The organism is Agromyces solani (assembly GCF_058349925.1).
In genome coordinates this window covers 501,283-515,248 of record NZ_JBYRER010000002.1, presented here as the reverse complement: position 1 = coordinate 515,248, position 13,966 = coordinate 501,283, and the positions used below count along the sequence as shown (strand labels likewise).

Sequence of the window (13,966 nt, the reverse complement as noted above, 5' to 3'; positions counted from 1 at the left end):
CCTCGCAGGGCCGGATGCCTCGGGCACCGCGCCGCACGGCACCCAATACGTCGGGCGACGCGGCGCCCGAGGCATCCGGGAGCGGTGGTCCGGCTCAGGCGAGTCGGTGGCGAGCCGTCCCCCAAGCGGGCACGTCGAGCATTCCCGCCTCCTCGCCGAGCGCCGTCCGCCGACCGCCGACGACCCGATACGGCACGCCGTCGATCGCGGATGCGTTGACCACGACGAGCTCGCGCACCCCCTCGAGATCGAGTTCGACGATCGCCGACTCGTAGTCGACGACGACGAGCACGCCGTCGCGCCGCGCCTGCGCCGTCGGGAATCCGCGGCTCGGGAGCCCCAGCGCGAGTTCGCCGCCGAGCAGCACGTCGCGGAGCTCCCGCCACTGCGCGAGCCGCTCGGCGACCGTGCGCCGCTGCTCGTCGGTCAGGTCGGCGAGCGGCATCGACACCTGCGGAACCCCGAACAGCCCGCCGAGCAGCTGACGACTCACCGCCGCTGCGTCGGCCTCGCCCGCCCACATGATGGGGTCGGCGTGCACGACCTGCTCGCGGGCGAGCAGCCGGAGGTCGAGCACCGACCGCCGGTTCTGGTCGGCGTCGGCCGGGCAGTCGTTCGCCCGCACGACATCGGCATACGCCGCGACGGTCGGCGAGACGTACGGCTGGCGGAACTCGATGAGCGCGCCGGGCCGCACGAGGTCGACCGCGTCGGCCACGCCGCGCGCGAGCTCCGTCATCGCGAAGCCGACGTCGTCGAGGTCGCCCCGGCTCGGTGCTCCCGCGTAGGCCATCGCGTTGTTGAGGAAGTCGATCTTCAGCCCGTCGAGGTCGTAGTCCCGCACGAGGCGGGCGCACGTGTCGACGACGTGCTCGCGCACCTCGCGATGGCGCGGGTCGAGCACCCAGGCGCGGAGCCCGCTCGAGTACTCGGTCGCGAAGCCCGCGAGCCGCGCGTACGCCTCGCTCTGCTCGCCGATGAGCAACGGCGCGAGCCAGAGGACGACGTCGAGGCCCTGCTCGTGCGCGCGGCGCGAGAACCCGGCGAGATCGGGGAACTTCGCCGTGTCGGGCACCCAGTCGCCGCATCCGGCGTACCAGCGGCCGTCGCCGAAGCGCTGCCAGCCGTCGTCGAGGAACACCGAACGGAAGCCGAGCTCTCGCGCGACGGGCAGGTCGCGCGAGACGATCTCGTCGGAGATGCCCTGCGAGTACGCGTACCAGGTGGAGTAGACCGGCTCGAGCGCCGCGGGCGCAGCAGGGCGCACGGCGACGCCCTCGTAGAGCGCGTCGGCGACGACGCGCACCGCCTGCTCGTACGGCGCGGCCTCGCGCACGACGACCAGGTCGAGCTCGGGCGACGCCGCCGCCATTCGCGCGTCGACGGGCAGGCGCACGACGAAGTTCTTCTCCTCCTCGGAGACGCCGAACTGCAGCTCGCCCTCGCCCGCCGTCCAGCCGACGCCGAACGCGAGCCGGCTCGTGCCGTCGATGTCGTAGAGGGCGCCCAGCGGCGCGGAGCGGATGGCGCTGAAGCGGTCGACGCCCGCCCAGTCCGCGGGCAGGCCGCGTTCGGCATCGAGTCCGGGATGCCAGTAGCCCGCGGCGTCGCCGAGCGGAGCCTGGAGGATCACCTGGCCGCCGGCGACGGCCTCCACGCGGATGCGCTGCGACCGGCCGTCCACGACGGTGTCGATGACGCGGCATCCGCCGCCGGTGCCGAGCCGGATGCCTCGCGGCAGGTCGATCCACTCGACGAGGGCGAGCTGGTGGTCTTCGAGTAGCACGTGCTTGGACTCCTATTGCTTGACTGCACCGGCGAGGATGCCGGCGACGAAGTGGCGCTGCAGGAACAGGAACAGCACGAGGATGGGCAGCACCGACAGGAGCGTGCCCGTCATGAGCTGGCCGTAGTCGGTCGTGCCGATGCCCTGCAGCGAGGCGAGCGAGACGGGGATGGTGAACGATTCGGGCGTGCGCAGCACGACGAGCGGGTAGACGAACTCGTTCCACTGCGCGAGGAAGAGGAAGATCGCGAGCGCGGCGATCGCCGGCCGGACGGTCGGCAGCACGATGCGGGCGAAAACCCGGAACTCGCCCGCGCCGTCGACGCGGGCCGCCTGGAGCAGCTCCTCGGGAACCGCCTGCATCGTCTGCCGCATCAGGAAGATCCCGAACGGCATGGCGAGGCTCGGCAGGATGAGCGCCTGGTACGTGTCGAGCCAGCCGAGGGTCACCATGATCTGGAACAGCGGCACCAGGGTGACCTGCGACGGCAGGGCGAGCGTGACGAGCACGGCGCCGAAGATGACGTTCCGGCCGGGGAACTCGAACTTCGCGAAGGCGTAGCCGGCGGCCGTGCAGACCACGAGCCCGAGCACCGTGTACACGGAGGCCACGACGACCGAGTTCGCGATCGCACGGCCGAAGAGCGTGTCGCTCAGGAGCCCCGAGAGGTTGTCGAAGAACGCCGGGCCGGGCAGCACGTTCGGCGGCGAGGCGAAGATCTCCCGCGACGGGTAGGTGGTCGCGATGATCAGCCAGTAGAACGGGAGCAGCATGAGCACCGCCCCCGCGGCGATCGCCGTCGTGAGCAGGAGCGACTTCGTGCGCCGCGCGCGCACGCCAACGAGGGTGTCGGTCATCGGGTCTTCTCCTTGGGTGACTTCTCGCGGAACAGGCGGAACTGGATGAGCGAGATGACGGCGATGATGACGGTCAGCGCGTAGCCGATGGCCGAGGCGTAACCGAAGTCGAAGTACTTGAAGCCGTTCTGGTACAGGTACATGCCGACGGTGAGGGTCGCGTTGTCGGGCCCGCCGTTCGTGAGCACGTAGGGCTCGTCGAAGAGCTGGAGGGTGCCGATGGTCGACAGGATCACCGTCAGCAGCAGGGCCGGGCGCAGCCCGGGCAGCGTCACGCTGCGGAACCGCTGCCAGGCGTTGGCGCCGTCGACCTGGGCCGCCTCGTACAGCTCCCCGGGAATGGACTGCAGCTGGGCGATGTAGATGATCGCGCTCTGTCCCGTGTAGTGCCAGGTCATCGCGATGACGATGGAGATCTTGGCCCAGAAGGGGTCGACGAGCCACGGGATCGGCCCGATGCCGACGGCGCCGAGCAGCTCGTTCACGATGCCGTCGCTCGAGTCGAACAGCGCGCTGAACAGGATGCCGTAGGCCACGAGTCCCATGACGATCGGCACGAAGTACGCCATGCGGAAGAAGGCGCGGGCCTTGAGCAGCAGGGAGTTGAACGCGACGGCGAGCACGACCGCGAGGCACAGCATGATGGGCACCTGCACGACGAGGATGAGCGCGGTGTTGCCGAGCGCCGTGTAGAAGAGCGGGTCCTGCAGCAGCCGGACGTAGTTGTCGACGCCGACGAACGTGATCACGCCGCCGATGTTCGACGTGAGGCTCGTCCAGAAGGCCGACAGGTACGGGTACAGCTTGAAGCCGAGGAACAGCAGGATCGTCGGCAGGAGGAAGAGGTAGGGCGTCAGCCGTGGATGGCCGATCGAGGAGCGCCGCCTGCGGCGGCGATCCACGGGTCTGCGGGTGTCGGGTTCCACCGGCGGGGCGGCGGTCTTGGTCGCGAGCAGCGCGTTCACGTCGATCCGTTCCATCGGGGATGCCTCGGCCGGCCGGGTGCGGCCGGCCGAGGCATCCGCTCGATCAGTCGGCCAGCTTGCGGCCGGTCTGCTGCGCCACCTGGTCGGCGGCCTCGTCGAGCGCCTCCTGCGGGTCGGCACCCGACAGCAGCACCCGGGTCTGGGCGTCGGTGTACGCCTTGAGCGCGCGGGCGTAGTCGCTCGTGTAGTTGAGGACCGGGGTGTCCTGGGCGAGCTCGGCGATGAAGATCGCGTTCGGCGACTGGCCGCCGAAGTACTCGCTCGGGGCCGCGAAGCCCTCGGACTCGAGCATCGGCTTGTAGCCGGGGAACATGCCGCCGCCCTCGTAGACGAGCTTCTGGCCCTCGAGGGTGCCGAGCGCGAAGTTCACGAACTCCCACGCCGTCTTCTGGTTCTTGCTCGCCGTCGGGATCGACAGGTAGGTGCCGCCGTTGACGGCCGCGGTGATGCCGCCTTCCTCGACGGCCGGAGGGAGCCGCACACCCCACTTGCCCGACATCTCGGGCGCTTCGTTCTCCATGACGCCGGCCATCCAGCCGCCGGCGGGCATGATCGCCGTGGGCTTCTCACCGCGCAGCTGCGCGAGCAGGTTGTCCCAGCTGCCCTGCACGTCGCCGACGATGCCGAGGTCGTTGGCCTTCTTGATGAGCTCGAGCGAGTGCACGCCGGCGTCGCCGTTCATCGTGATGTCGCCGTTCTCGTCGAAGTAGAACGAGTCCTGCAACGCCGTCTGCAGCTGCCAGAGACCGGCCGAGTCGGCCTCGGTGGCCGCCTTGTCCTGGTTGTAGAGCGGCACGCCGGTCTTCTCCTTGATGACGACGCCCGCCTCGATGAGGTCGTCCCAGGTCTCGATGGAGTCGATGTCGACGCCGGCCTGCTCGAAGATGTCGCTGCGGTAGAAGAAGCCCGTGGCGTTGACCTCGTACGGGATGCCGTACACGGCGCCGTCGGCTCCCGAGCCGCTCTTCCAGGCGCCCGACGGGAAGTCGGACTCGAGCGAGTCGGCTCCGAACTCACGCAGGTCGACGAGCTGCCCGGGGAACTTCTCGACGTAGTTGCCCATGTAGTCGATGCCGATGTTCAGCACGTCGGGCAGGCCCTGGCCGCCGGCGGCCATGCCGGTCGTGATCTTCTCCCAGATCGCCGGGTTGCCGACGTCCTGCACGTCGATCTCGACGTCGGGGTGCAGCTCCTGGAAGGCGGGGATCGCGGCCTCGAGGCCGTCGCCCGGAGCGTTCCAGGTCCAGACGGTGATCTTGCCGCCGACCTCGCCGCCGTTCGCGGCGTCTCCGTCGCTCGCGCTCGAACAGCCGGCCAGCGCCGCGGCGGTCGTGACCGCTGCTGCCGCGGCGACGACGCGCACAGTCCGACTCGTGGGGGTGAACCTCATTGTTCGCAGTCCTTTCTCGGTGGTGCTCGGGTGCATCGCGTCATCCGCGACGAAAGCGACAGTAACATACCACTCGTATATATGCAGTATGTCTTTGCAAGTTTGCAATGGAGGAAACATGGACGCGGAACGATTCCACCTGAGGGCGGCCGGAGTGAGCGTGGTCGTCGAGACCACGTCGGCCACGCTGCCGGTCGTGCACTACTGGGGGCCCGCCCTCGACCGGCTCGACGACGACGGGCTCGCGGCGATCGCCGAGCTCGCCCGGGGCGTGCGCGTCGGCAACGAGCTCGACGCTCCCCCGCCGGTCGGGCTCCTCGCCGAGCCACGACAGGCGTGGATGGGACCGCAGGGCCTCACCGGCCACCACCGCGACGGCACCGGCGCGTTCCCCGACTTCGTCGGGGTCGAGACGGTCCACGAGCAGGTGGGCACGGCGACGGTCGCCGAACGACTCGTGTCCACGGCGACGGATGCCTCGGGCGCCCTCGCCGTCCGCATCGAGATCGAGCTCCTCGCCTCCGGCCTCGTGCGGGTGGCCGCGCTCGTGCGCAACGACGGTGCCGAGCCGTACCGGCTCGACGGACTCGATCTCGCCCTCCCCGTGCCGGGGCGGGCGACCGAGCTCGTCGACTTCTCCGGCCGGCACAACGGCGAGCGCCGGCCGCAGCGCGTCGGCATCGTCGACGGCACCCACCTGCGCGAGGCCAGGCGCGGCCGCACCGGGCAGGATGCCGCCACGCTCCTCGCCGCCGGCACGCCGGGCTTCGACCACGAGCGCGGCGAGGCCTGGGCGATCCACGTCGCGTGGTCGGGCAACCAGCGCATGTGGGCGCACCGCTCGAACGGCGGCCGGACCGCGCTGGGCGGCGGCGAACTGCTGCTGCCGGGCGAGCTCGAGCTCGGCCCCGGCGACGACTACCGGTCGCCGTGGCTCTACGCGAGCTACGGCGCGGGGCTCGACGAGGCATCCGCCCGCATCCACCGCACCCTGCGCTCGCGGCCGCAGCACCCGTCCGTCGGACGGCCGGTCACCCTCAACACGTGGGAGGCCGTGTACTTCGACCACCGCCTCGAGCCGCTGGCCGAGCTCGCCGAGCTCGCCGCGGGCGTCGGCGTCGAGCGCTTCGTCCTCGACGACGGTTGGTTCGGGGCGCGCCGCCACGACCGCGCGGGGCTCGGCGACTGGACGGTCTCGCCCGAGGCCTGGCCCGACGGCCTCGGCCCGCTCGTGGAACTCGTGCGCGGACTGGGCATGCAGTTCGGCATCTGGTTCGAACCCGAGATGGTGAACCCCGACTCCGACCTCGCCCGCGAGCACCCCGACTGGATCCTCGGCCCGCGTCACCGCGACGCGCCGCTGGCCCGCCAGCAGCTCGTCGTCAACGTCGCCCACCCCGACGCCTTCGCCCACCTGCTCGAGCGCATCGTCGCCGTGGTGGCCGAGCACCGCATCGACTACATCAAGTGGGACCACAACCGCGACCTCGTCGAGCCGCTCGATCGCACGAACGGTCGCGCCGGCGTGCACGCGCAGACCCGAGCCGTGTACCGGCTCATGGACGAGGTCCGCACCGCGTGCCCGTGGCTCGAGATCGAATCGTGCTCCGCCGGCGGCGGCCGGATCGACCTCGGAGTGGTCATGCACACCGACCGGTTCTGGACGAGCGATTCGAACGACCCGCTCGAGCGGCAGCGCATCCAGCGGTGGACGAGCCTCCTGATGCCGCCGGAGTTGCTCGGCGCGCACGTCGGGCCGGCGGCGGCGCACACGTCGGGCCGAACGAGCTCGCTCGCCTATCGCGCCATCACCGCGATGATCGGCAGCTTCGGCATCGAATGGGACCTGCGCGAAGCCGCCCCGCCCGAGCTCGCGGAACTCGCCGGATGGATCGCCGAGTTCCGTCGCCTGCGCCCGCTCATCGAGCGCGGCACGCTCCTGCGGCTGGAGGCGCAGCCGGCGATCGTCGCACAGGCCGTCGTGTCCGACGACCGGAGCCGGGCGATCGTCACGATCGCGTCGATCGACACGCCGACCCACCTTCCCGGATCACCGATTCGCCTGCGGGGCCTCGACCCGGCCGCGCACTACCGCGTGCACCGGGTGCGCCCCGATGGTTCGCCCGATCCGACGGAGCGACGCGCGCAGCCGGAGTGGTGGACCGACGGTGCGGTCCTCCCCGGCGTCGTCCTCATGTCGGCGGGCCTGCCCACCCCGGTCCTCCGTCCGCAGGAGGCCGGGCTCGTCGAACTCGTCGCCGTCGGCTCCGGAGCGATCCGGTGAACGGCGTGCGCATCGAGACCGATGACGCGACGCTCGCCGAGATCTTCGAGTGGGCTTCCACCAGGGCCCGGCGCTTCGTCGTCGCCGACGGCGTCTCCGGGCCGCTCGACGTCTCGGAGGCGACGCCTCCGCCGTACCGCCGCGCCGTGTACGGCGCGTGCTATCACGCCGGTTACGCCTTCCGCAGCGGGTACTACCTCCGAGACTTCGCGCATCAGGCGGTCGGCGCGCACCTGCTCGGACTCGAACGCGAGAACCGCGGAATGCTCGACTCGTTCGTCCGCACCGCGACGCCCGAGCACGGCGGCTGGCCGGTGTGGGCACTCAACTTCGATCTCCTCACGCCGCTCGCGATCGACTACGCCGGGCCGGAGCGGTTCGTCCGCGAGCTGCCGGCGGTGTTCGAACTCGTCGAGCTCATCCACGTGCTGTACCGGTGGTCGGGCGACCGGGGACTCCTCGGCCACCGCGACCACTGGCGCCGGACGCTCGACGGATTCGTCGCCGAGCGGGACCGCGTCCGCCCGAACGGGGTCGCCGAGGCGGCCGGCCCCGGCATCTTCGACGGCGCCGCCAGTTACAACGAGCGGCCCGGCGAGCACCTGCTCGAGGCGGGGGACGGCATCGCCGCGCAGTACGCCGCGCTCCGGCACGCCGCGGCGCTCGAGGGTGCGCTCGGCGAGCACGCGGCATCCCGACGGTTCGACACGGCCGCCGCCGGCCTGATGGCGGAGTTCACCGAGCGGTGGAGCCGCGGCGACGCGCCGGGCACGCCCGCCGACGGCGCCTTCGGCGGTCTCGTCTCAGGCTGGCTGGCCGACGGCCGGCCCGTCGCCGACTGGCTCAGGGAGGCGACCTGGTTCCTGCCCATGAAGGGCCTCCTGTCGGACGACGATCCGCGGTGCACCGTCGTGCTCGACGAGATCGACCTCGCGTGCCGCGATGCCGAGCGCGCTCCGGCGAACGTCGAGGCGCTGACCTACCTCCCCGACGTCTTCCTGCGGCACGGACGCCCCGATGCCGCGTACGCCTGGATGCGCGACATCCACGCTCGGCGCGACGAACCGCACGAAGTGGCGCAGCAGGGCGCGAACGGAGGCTACCCCGAGGTCGCCTTCACGCTCGTCGGCCAGATCGTCGCGGGCCTGCTCGGTCTCGAACCCGATGCCGCCTCGCGCTCGATCACCACGCGGCCGGCGCTCCCCAGCGGCATCCGCCGGCTCGTCGCGGTCGACGTCCCGTTCGGCCGGGGTGCGCTCGACGTCGGCTGGGCCGAGGGCGAAGGCCACTGGGTCGAGAATCGCACGCCCGACGAGCTGACCTGGCGGCCCGTCCCGACCCGCGACGGGCGGTTCCGCGATCCGCATCTCGGCGCGGCGGCCGCCCCCGGCGACGTCGTCCGCATCCGGCCGGGCGAACGGCGCATGGTCACGGAGGCGTCGAGGCGCGATCGCCCGGCTACTGCGGCGCGGGCCCGGTCGACTGGCGGAGGCGCAGCTCGGGGTCGATGAGCGCCTCGCTCGTCTGCACGCCGCGATTCTGGATCATCGTGATCAGCGTCCGCACGCTGCTCTCCGCGAGGCTCTCGACCGGCTGGCGCACGGTCGTGAGCGGCGGGTCGGTGAAGTCGAGGAGGTAGGAGTCGTCGTAGCCGATGACCGAGAGGTCCTTCGGCACCTGCAGGCCCCTGCGGGTGGCCGCGCGGATCGCACCGAGCGCCATGTCGTCGCTCGAGGCGACGATCGCGGTCACCCCGAGCGGCAGCAGGTCGTCGGCCGCGTGTCGCCCGCCGTCGACGCTGTAGTGGTGCCGCACGACGAAGTCCGCGGCGTCCGTCAGCCCGCGTGCGTCCATGGCCTCGAGGAACCCCTCGACCCGGCGGTCGGCGGGCGTGTTGCCGACCGGACCCGCGCACATGCCGATCCGCCGGTGCCCGAGATCGTAGAGGTGCGAGACCGCGAGCTCGGCCGCGCGCCAGTCGTCGGTCGAGACGACGGGCGTCGCCGAACCGGGGAATCCCCCGTTGACGCTGACGTAGGGGATGCCTCGGCCCTCGAGGAGCTCCCTGGCCATGGGATCCGCGTTGCGCAGGGTGTTGCTCGCCGAGAGGAACACCGCGGCGGCGATGCCGGCATCGAGCATGGGTTCGATGTAGTCGCGCTCGATGACCGATCCGGGCACGACCGGGCAGACGAAGGCCCGGAGCCCGTGCGGGGTGAGCTCGCTCTCGATCGCGGTGACCATCGCCGCGAACACCGGCGTCTTGAGCCCCGGTACGAGGATCAGCACGATCTCGCCCTTGACCGGCCGTTCGTAGCCGATCTGCTGCAGCGCCCGCTCGACCTGCTCGCGGGTGGAGGCCGACACGCCGTACTTGCGGTTCAGCACGCGGCTCACCGTCGCCTCGCTGACGCCGGCGATCGCCGCGACCTCGGCGAGGCGAACCGTGCCCGCCGGCGACCGCGTTCGTCGTCCGTTCGACTCCTTCGCAGGAGTCGTGGCCTCGTCCTTGTCGGTCATGGCGTTCATTCTGGCCGATCGGCCGCGTCGTGGGCGCTCATGCCGTCCGCCAGGAACTCGATCGCCGCGTCCTTGAAGACGCGCGAGGTCAGCGTCGACACGTGGTCGCGCCCCGGCACCGAGACGAAATCCGCGCCCCAGTCGAGCGCGAGCTCCTGCGCGCCGGCCGGCACGGGGTCGAGCTCGCCCGCGACGAACAGCACCGGAGTCGCTCCCGGCACCGCGAGCGGCGAGCCCGCGAATCCCGAGACCACCGCGAGCAGCACCTCGGGGTCGGCCCCCGCGTCGAGCGCCGGCCGCAGCACCTGCTCGATGACCGGGTCGGTCGACGGGACGCCGTCGATGAGCAGCGCCCGCACCTCGTCGATCCGCCACGCGGCGAAGTGCTCGCGGGGCCCTGCGCCGCCGAGCACCACGCGGCCGACCCGCTCGGGCGCGAGCTCGGTGAACGCCGACGCCACGCGGCATCCCATCGAGTAGGCGATGACGTCGACGGTCGGGACGCCGGCGGAGTCGAGCACGGCGACGAGGTCGGCGCCGAGCACCGCCGAACGGTACGCCTCGGCGTCGATCGGCGTGTCGCTCTCGCCGTGGCCGCGCAGGTCGACCGTGATCACGGTGCGGGCCGTCGCCAGCAGGGACTTCACCCAGCCCGTGCCCTCCCACGTGATGCGCGCGTTCGAGGCGAAGCCGTGCACGAGCAGCACGGGCGGGCGGCCGGGAGCGGCCGAGTCATCCGCCACACCCTCGCGGTGGACGCGGTACGCGATGAGCGCGCCGTCGACCGCCTCGGCGTACAGCGCCGGCCGGCCGGCCGGCGCTCCGATCATTCGGCGGCTCCGGATGCCTCGGGGCGGGCGTCGTCCGCACCGGCCGCGCCGACGGCGGTCGAGTCGTCGATGGTCGCCCCGGCGTGTCCGAGTTCGGCGAGCGCGGCGGCCGACGACTCGGCGGCGACGCCGGCGACGAGGTCGGTGAGCACGCGCACGTGCTGGCCGTGCTCGAGCGCGTCGAGCGCGCTCGCCCGAACGCAGTAGTCGGTGGCGATGCCGACGACGTCGACGTCGGTGATGCCGTGGCGGCCGAGCACCTCGCTCACCGTGTCGCCCGCGTCGTCGGTGCCCTCGTAGATCGAGTACGCGGGCACGCCCTGCCCCTTGCGGATGTGCACGTCGATCTCGTCGACCGCGAGCGCCGGGTGGTACTCGGCGCCGAGGGTGCCCGCGACGCAGTGCGGCGGCCAGGTGTCGACGAAGTCGGGTTCGGCGTCGGTCGCGAAGTGGCCGCCGTTGTCGTTGTCGCCCGAGTGCCAGTCGCGCGAGGCGATGACGATCGAGTAGGCGTCTCGGTGGTTCGCGAGCAGCTCGGTGACGCCGGCGGCGACGGCCGCACCGCCGTCCACGCCGAGCGCGCCGCCCTCGGTGAAGTCGTTCTGCACGTCGATGATGAACAGGGCCCGGGTCATGGCTCCATTCTCCCCCCGTCGGCGCGCGGCGGGGAGCCCCGGCGCGGAACCGGTCCGCGCGCTACCGGTTCGACAGGTTGTCGCCGCAGAGGTAGAAGCCGGTCGCGAGCGTGTCGATCGCGGTCTTCGCCTCGTCGGTGACGTCGCCGAGCGCGTAGATGGCGAACGTGAGGTCGGTGCCGTCCTCGGCGCGCACGACGCCGGAGAGCGTGTAGCCGGTGTTGATCCACCCGGTCTTGGCGATGACCCGTCCGTCGGCGACCGCGTTGTCGCCCCAGAACCGGTCGTCGTAGGCGAGCGAACCGCGCTCGCCCGACACGGGCAGCGAGTCGAGCAGGTGTCCGAGGTGCCCTTCGCGGGCGTTGATCTTGACGAAGAGCCTCGTGAGGTACGACGGCGGCACCGCGTTGTCGTCGGAGAGCCCGGAGCCGTCGACGACCGTGATACCGGTCGTGTCGACCCCGTAGGCGGCGAGCCCTTCGAGCACGCCGGCGTTGATCGCCTCGAACGTGTTGCCCGAGCCGGTCTCGATCGCGACGAGCCTGGCGAGCATCTCGGCGACGGTGTTGTCGGAGACGACGAGGGCCTTGTCGACGAGCTCGGCGACGGTCGGCGACACGACCTGCCCGAGCTGCTGGGCGCCGGCCGGTGCGGTGCCGCGCTCGATCGTCGCGATGCCGCCGAGCTCCTCGGCGAACGCGAGGCCGGCGCGGCTGATCGGGTCGTCGCTGCGCCACGACGTGTTCGTGTAGGGGTCGTCGCGGTCGCCGTCGACCATGAGTGCCGTGATGTTCGACATGTAGCCGTCCTCGCGCTCGACGAGGTCCCAGCTGGGCTGCCACTCGTCGCCGCCGAAGTACGACGCGTCGAGCACGAGCTTCGTGATCGGCGGGTTGGACGGGTCGGCCGCCCATTCCGCCCGCACCTGGGCGGCGAGGTCGTCGAGGTGCGCGGCGCCGGGGTAGGCGGTCTCGTCGCCCGACGGCGTGCGCGAGAGCGTCACGTCGCCTCCGCCGACGAGCACGACCGTTCCGGGCTCGGCACCCTTCACCACGGTCGTGGTGGCGCGGTGGTCGGGACCGAGCACCGAGAACGCCGCGGCCGAGGTCAGCACCTTCATGACGCTCGCCGTGCGCGACGGCGTCGAGCCGCCACGGTCGAAGAGAACCTCGCCGGTCTTCGCGTTCATCACCTGCGCCTGCAGGTTCGCGAGCCTCGGGTCGGCCGCACGGTCGGCGACCGAGCAGGTGCGGATTCGGCCGGCAGCCGCCGGCGAGGCCGGCGCGGGCCGAACCTCGGGGGTCGGCGTCGGGGTCTCGCTCGGCGTGGGCGCGGCGGCCGCGGGCCGGTCGGCGACCGTCGCGGCACCGGCGAACACGGCCGCGGTTCCCGCGAGCGCGAGGGCGAGCACGCCGCCGGTGACGGCGAGCGGCACCCGGTGCTTGCGCACGAACCCGAAGACGGATGCCTCGGCGCCGCCCTTCAGCGGCTCGCCGGCACCGCCCGCGGCGTCGCCGGAGCGCGGCGTCTCGCCCGCGGCATCCGTCTCGTCGTGCACCCGGGCATCATACGCGCCGCTCGCTGGAAGCGGTACGGAGCCGCCGCCCGCTCACTCCCCGGGGTAGGCGAGGCCGATCTGCGCGCGGATGCGGTCGAGGGTCCCCATGATCGCGACGCTCTGACGTGTCGGCAGGATGTCGCCGCCGTCGAGCCGCCCTTCGGCCACGCAGCGCTCGAGCGCGGCCGCCTGGTAGTGCATGCCGCGGCCCTCGACGCGCGAGACGTACTCCTCGACGACCTCTCCGTCGGGACGCACCACGCGGAACGTCGTCGGCGAGTACCAGACCGAGTCGATGTCGATGCGCGCCTCCGAGCCGAGCACCACCGCGGTGTTGGGCCCCTGCGTGTTCGATGCCGAGAACGTCGTCGCCATGCGTCCGCCGTCGTACCCGAAGACGGCCGACACCTGCGCGTCGGCGCCCGTCGGCTTGAACGTGGCCGCCGCGGTGATCTCGGCCGGCTCGCCGAAGAGGTCCCACGCGAACGAGATCGGGTAGATGCCGAGGTCGAGCAGCGCGCCGCCGCCGAGCTCGAGGGCGTTGAGCCGGTGCAGCGGGTCTTCGGAGAGGAGCTGGGTGTGGTCGGCGATGATGCCGCGCAGCTCGCCGAGGGCACCGCTCGCGACGAGCTCGCGGATGCGCACCATGTGCGGCAGGTACCTCGTCCACATCGCCTCGAGGGCGACGCGCCCGTTCGCCTCCGCGGCATCCGCGATGCGGCGCGCCTCGGCCTCGTTGAGCGTGAACGCCTTCTCGACGAGCACGTGCTTGCCCGCCTCGAGGGCTCGGACCGCGTTCTCCGCGTGCATCGGGTGCGGCGTCGCGACGTAGACGACGTCGACCTCGGCGTCGGTCACGAGCGATTCGTAGCTGCCGTGCACGCGTTCGATCTCGAAGTCGTCGGCGAAGCGGGCGGCGGATGCCTCGGACCGCGAGCCCACGGCCCGCACATCGAAGCCGTGGAGCCGCAGGTCGGCCGTGAAGAGGCGGGCGATGCCACCCGTCGCGAGAATGCCCCAGCGCAGAGGTTCGGTCATGCGCTCAAGACTATTGCCCCGGCGACGAGGCGCCCGCCGGTCCCGGCACCCCCTGATCTGGGAGATGCGGATCACTCACTT

The 13,966-nt window shown here is 71.9% G+C and carries 11 protein-coding genes; 2 read left to right on the top strand and 9 right to left on the bottom strand.

What is annotated here, in order from left to right:
- Positions 1-94: 94 nt before the first annotated feature.
- The 4 genes from AC3RJ7_RS10120 to AC3RJ7_RS10105 are packed head-to-tail and all read right to left on the bottom strand — an operon-like array spanning position 95 to position 5,020.
- Positions 95-1,786 (bottom strand): glycoside hydrolase family 36 protein, encoded by a 1,692-nt coding sequence (locus AC3RJ7_RS10120; protein WP_491455708.1) that lies wholly within the window; start codon positions 1,784-1,786, stop codon positions 95-97.
- Positions 1,787-1,798: 12 nt separating this feature from the next.
- Complete coding sequence (locus AC3RJ7_RS10115) at positions 1,799-2,644, bottom strand: carbohydrate ABC transporter permease (protein ID WP_491455707.1); 846 nt, start codon at positions 2,642-2,644, stop codon at positions 1,799-1,801.
- On the bottom strand, positions 2,641-3,624 hold the full coding sequence (locus AC3RJ7_RS10110; protein WP_491455706.1) for a carbohydrate ABC transporter permease: 984 nt from the start codon (positions 3,622-3,624) through the stop codon (positions 2,641-2,643). The genes AC3RJ7_RS10115 and AC3RJ7_RS10110 overlap by 4 nt, the downstream gene beginning before the upstream one ends.
- 49 nt (positions 3,625-3,673) lie before the next feature.
- Positions 3,674-5,020 (bottom strand): ABC transporter substrate-binding protein, encoded by a 1,347-nt coding sequence (locus AC3RJ7_RS10105; protein WP_491455705.1) that lies wholly within the window; start codon positions 5,018-5,020, stop codon positions 3,674-3,676.
- 118 nt (positions 5,021-5,138) lie between these two features.
- Between AC3RJ7_RS10105 and AC3RJ7_RS10100 the strand changes: the two genes are divergently transcribed.
- Together AC3RJ7_RS10100 and AC3RJ7_RS10095 are read left to right on the top strand one after the other, a co-directional pair.
- Positions 5,139-7,304 carry an alpha-galactosidase gene (locus AC3RJ7_RS10100; protein ID WP_491455704.1) on the top strand — a complete coding sequence of 722 codons (2,166 nt, stop codon included), beginning with the start codon at positions 5,139-5,141 and terminating at the stop codon, positions 7,302-7,304.
- A gap of 5 nt (positions 7,305-7,309) precedes the next feature.
- A complete protein-coding gene (locus AC3RJ7_RS10095) occupies positions 7,310-8,815 on the top strand; it encodes a hypothetical protein (protein WP_491455703.1) in 1,506 nt (501 codons plus the stop codon).
- Here AC3RJ7_RS10095 and AC3RJ7_RS10090 read toward each other — a convergent pair.
- The 5 genes from AC3RJ7_RS10090 to AC3RJ7_RS10070 all read right to left on the bottom strand — a co-directional run bounded on the left by AC3RJ7_RS10090 (position 8,763) and on the right by AC3RJ7_RS10070 (position 13,885).
- Positions 8,763-9,824: a LacI family DNA-binding transcriptional regulator gene (locus tag AC3RJ7_RS10090; RefSeq protein WP_491455702.1), complete on the bottom strand. Its 1,062-nt coding sequence runs from the start codon at positions 9,822-9,824 to the stop codon at positions 8,763-8,765. The genes AC3RJ7_RS10095 and AC3RJ7_RS10090 overlap by 53 nt on opposite strands.
- 5 nt (positions 9,825-9,829) lie before the next feature.
- Positions 9,830-10,654: an alpha/beta fold hydrolase gene (locus AC3RJ7_RS10085; RefSeq protein ID WP_491455701.1), complete on the bottom strand. Its 825-nt coding sequence runs from the start codon at positions 10,652-10,654 to the stop codon at positions 9,830-9,832.
- On the bottom strand, positions 10,651-11,289 hold the full coding sequence (locus AC3RJ7_RS10080) for an isochorismatase family protein (RefSeq protein ID WP_491455700.1): 639 nt from the start codon (positions 11,287-11,289) through the stop codon (positions 10,651-10,653). The genes AC3RJ7_RS10085 and AC3RJ7_RS10080 overlap by 4 nt, the downstream gene beginning before the upstream one ends.
- Before the next feature lie 61 nt (positions 11,290-11,350).
- Complete coding sequence (locus tag AC3RJ7_RS10075) at positions 11,351-12,847, bottom strand: D-alanyl-D-alanine carboxypeptidase/D-alanyl-D-alanine-endopeptidase (RefSeq protein ID WP_491455699.1); 1,497 nt, start codon at positions 12,845-12,847, stop codon at positions 11,351-11,353.
- A gap of 51 nt (positions 12,848-12,898) precedes the next feature.
- The gene (locus tag AC3RJ7_RS10070; protein WP_491455698.1) at positions 12,899-13,885 is read right to left on the bottom strand and encodes a Gfo/Idh/MocA family protein; all 987 of its coding nucleotides are present in this window, start codon (positions 13,883-13,885) and stop codon (positions 12,899-12,901) included.
- Between the last annotated feature and the right edge of the window lie 81 nt (positions 13,886-13,966).

What these genes read in the sequence shown, in the direction of transcription:
- AC3RJ7_RS10115 (WP_491455707.1), bottom strand. Translation starts at nt 2,644, where the DNA reads ATGACCGACACCCTCGTTGGCGTGCGCGCGCGGCGCACGAAGTCGCTC.
- AC3RJ7_RS10110 (WP_491455706.1), bottom strand. Translation starts at nt 3,624, where the DNA reads ATGGAACGGATCGACGTGAACGCGCTGCTCGCGACCAAGACCGCCGCC.
- AC3RJ7_RS10105 (WP_491455705.1), bottom strand. Translation starts at nt 5,020, where the DNA reads ATGAGGTTCACCCCCACGAGTCGGACTGTGCGCGTCGTCGCCGCGGCA.
- AC3RJ7_RS10100 (WP_491455704.1), top strand. Translation starts at nt 5,139, where the DNA reads ATGGACGCGGAACGATTCCACCTGAGGGCGGCCGGAGTGAGCGTGGTC.
- AC3RJ7_RS10090 (WP_491455702.1), bottom strand. Translation starts at nt 9,824, where the DNA reads ATGACCGACAAGGACGAGGCCACGACTCCTGCGAAGGAGTCGAACGGA.
- AC3RJ7_RS10085 (WP_491455701.1), bottom strand. Translation starts at nt 10,654, where the DNA reads ATGATCGGAGCGCCGGCCGGCCGGCCGGCGCTGTACGCCGAGGCGGTC.
- AC3RJ7_RS10080 (WP_491455700.1), bottom strand. Translation starts at nt 11,289, where the DNA reads ATGACCCGGGCCCTGTTCATCATCGACGTGCAGAACGACTTCACCGAG.
- AC3RJ7_RS10070 (WP_491455698.1), bottom strand. Translation starts at nt 13,885, where the DNA reads ATGACCGAACCTCTGCGCTGGGGCATTCTCGCGACGGGTGGCATCGCC.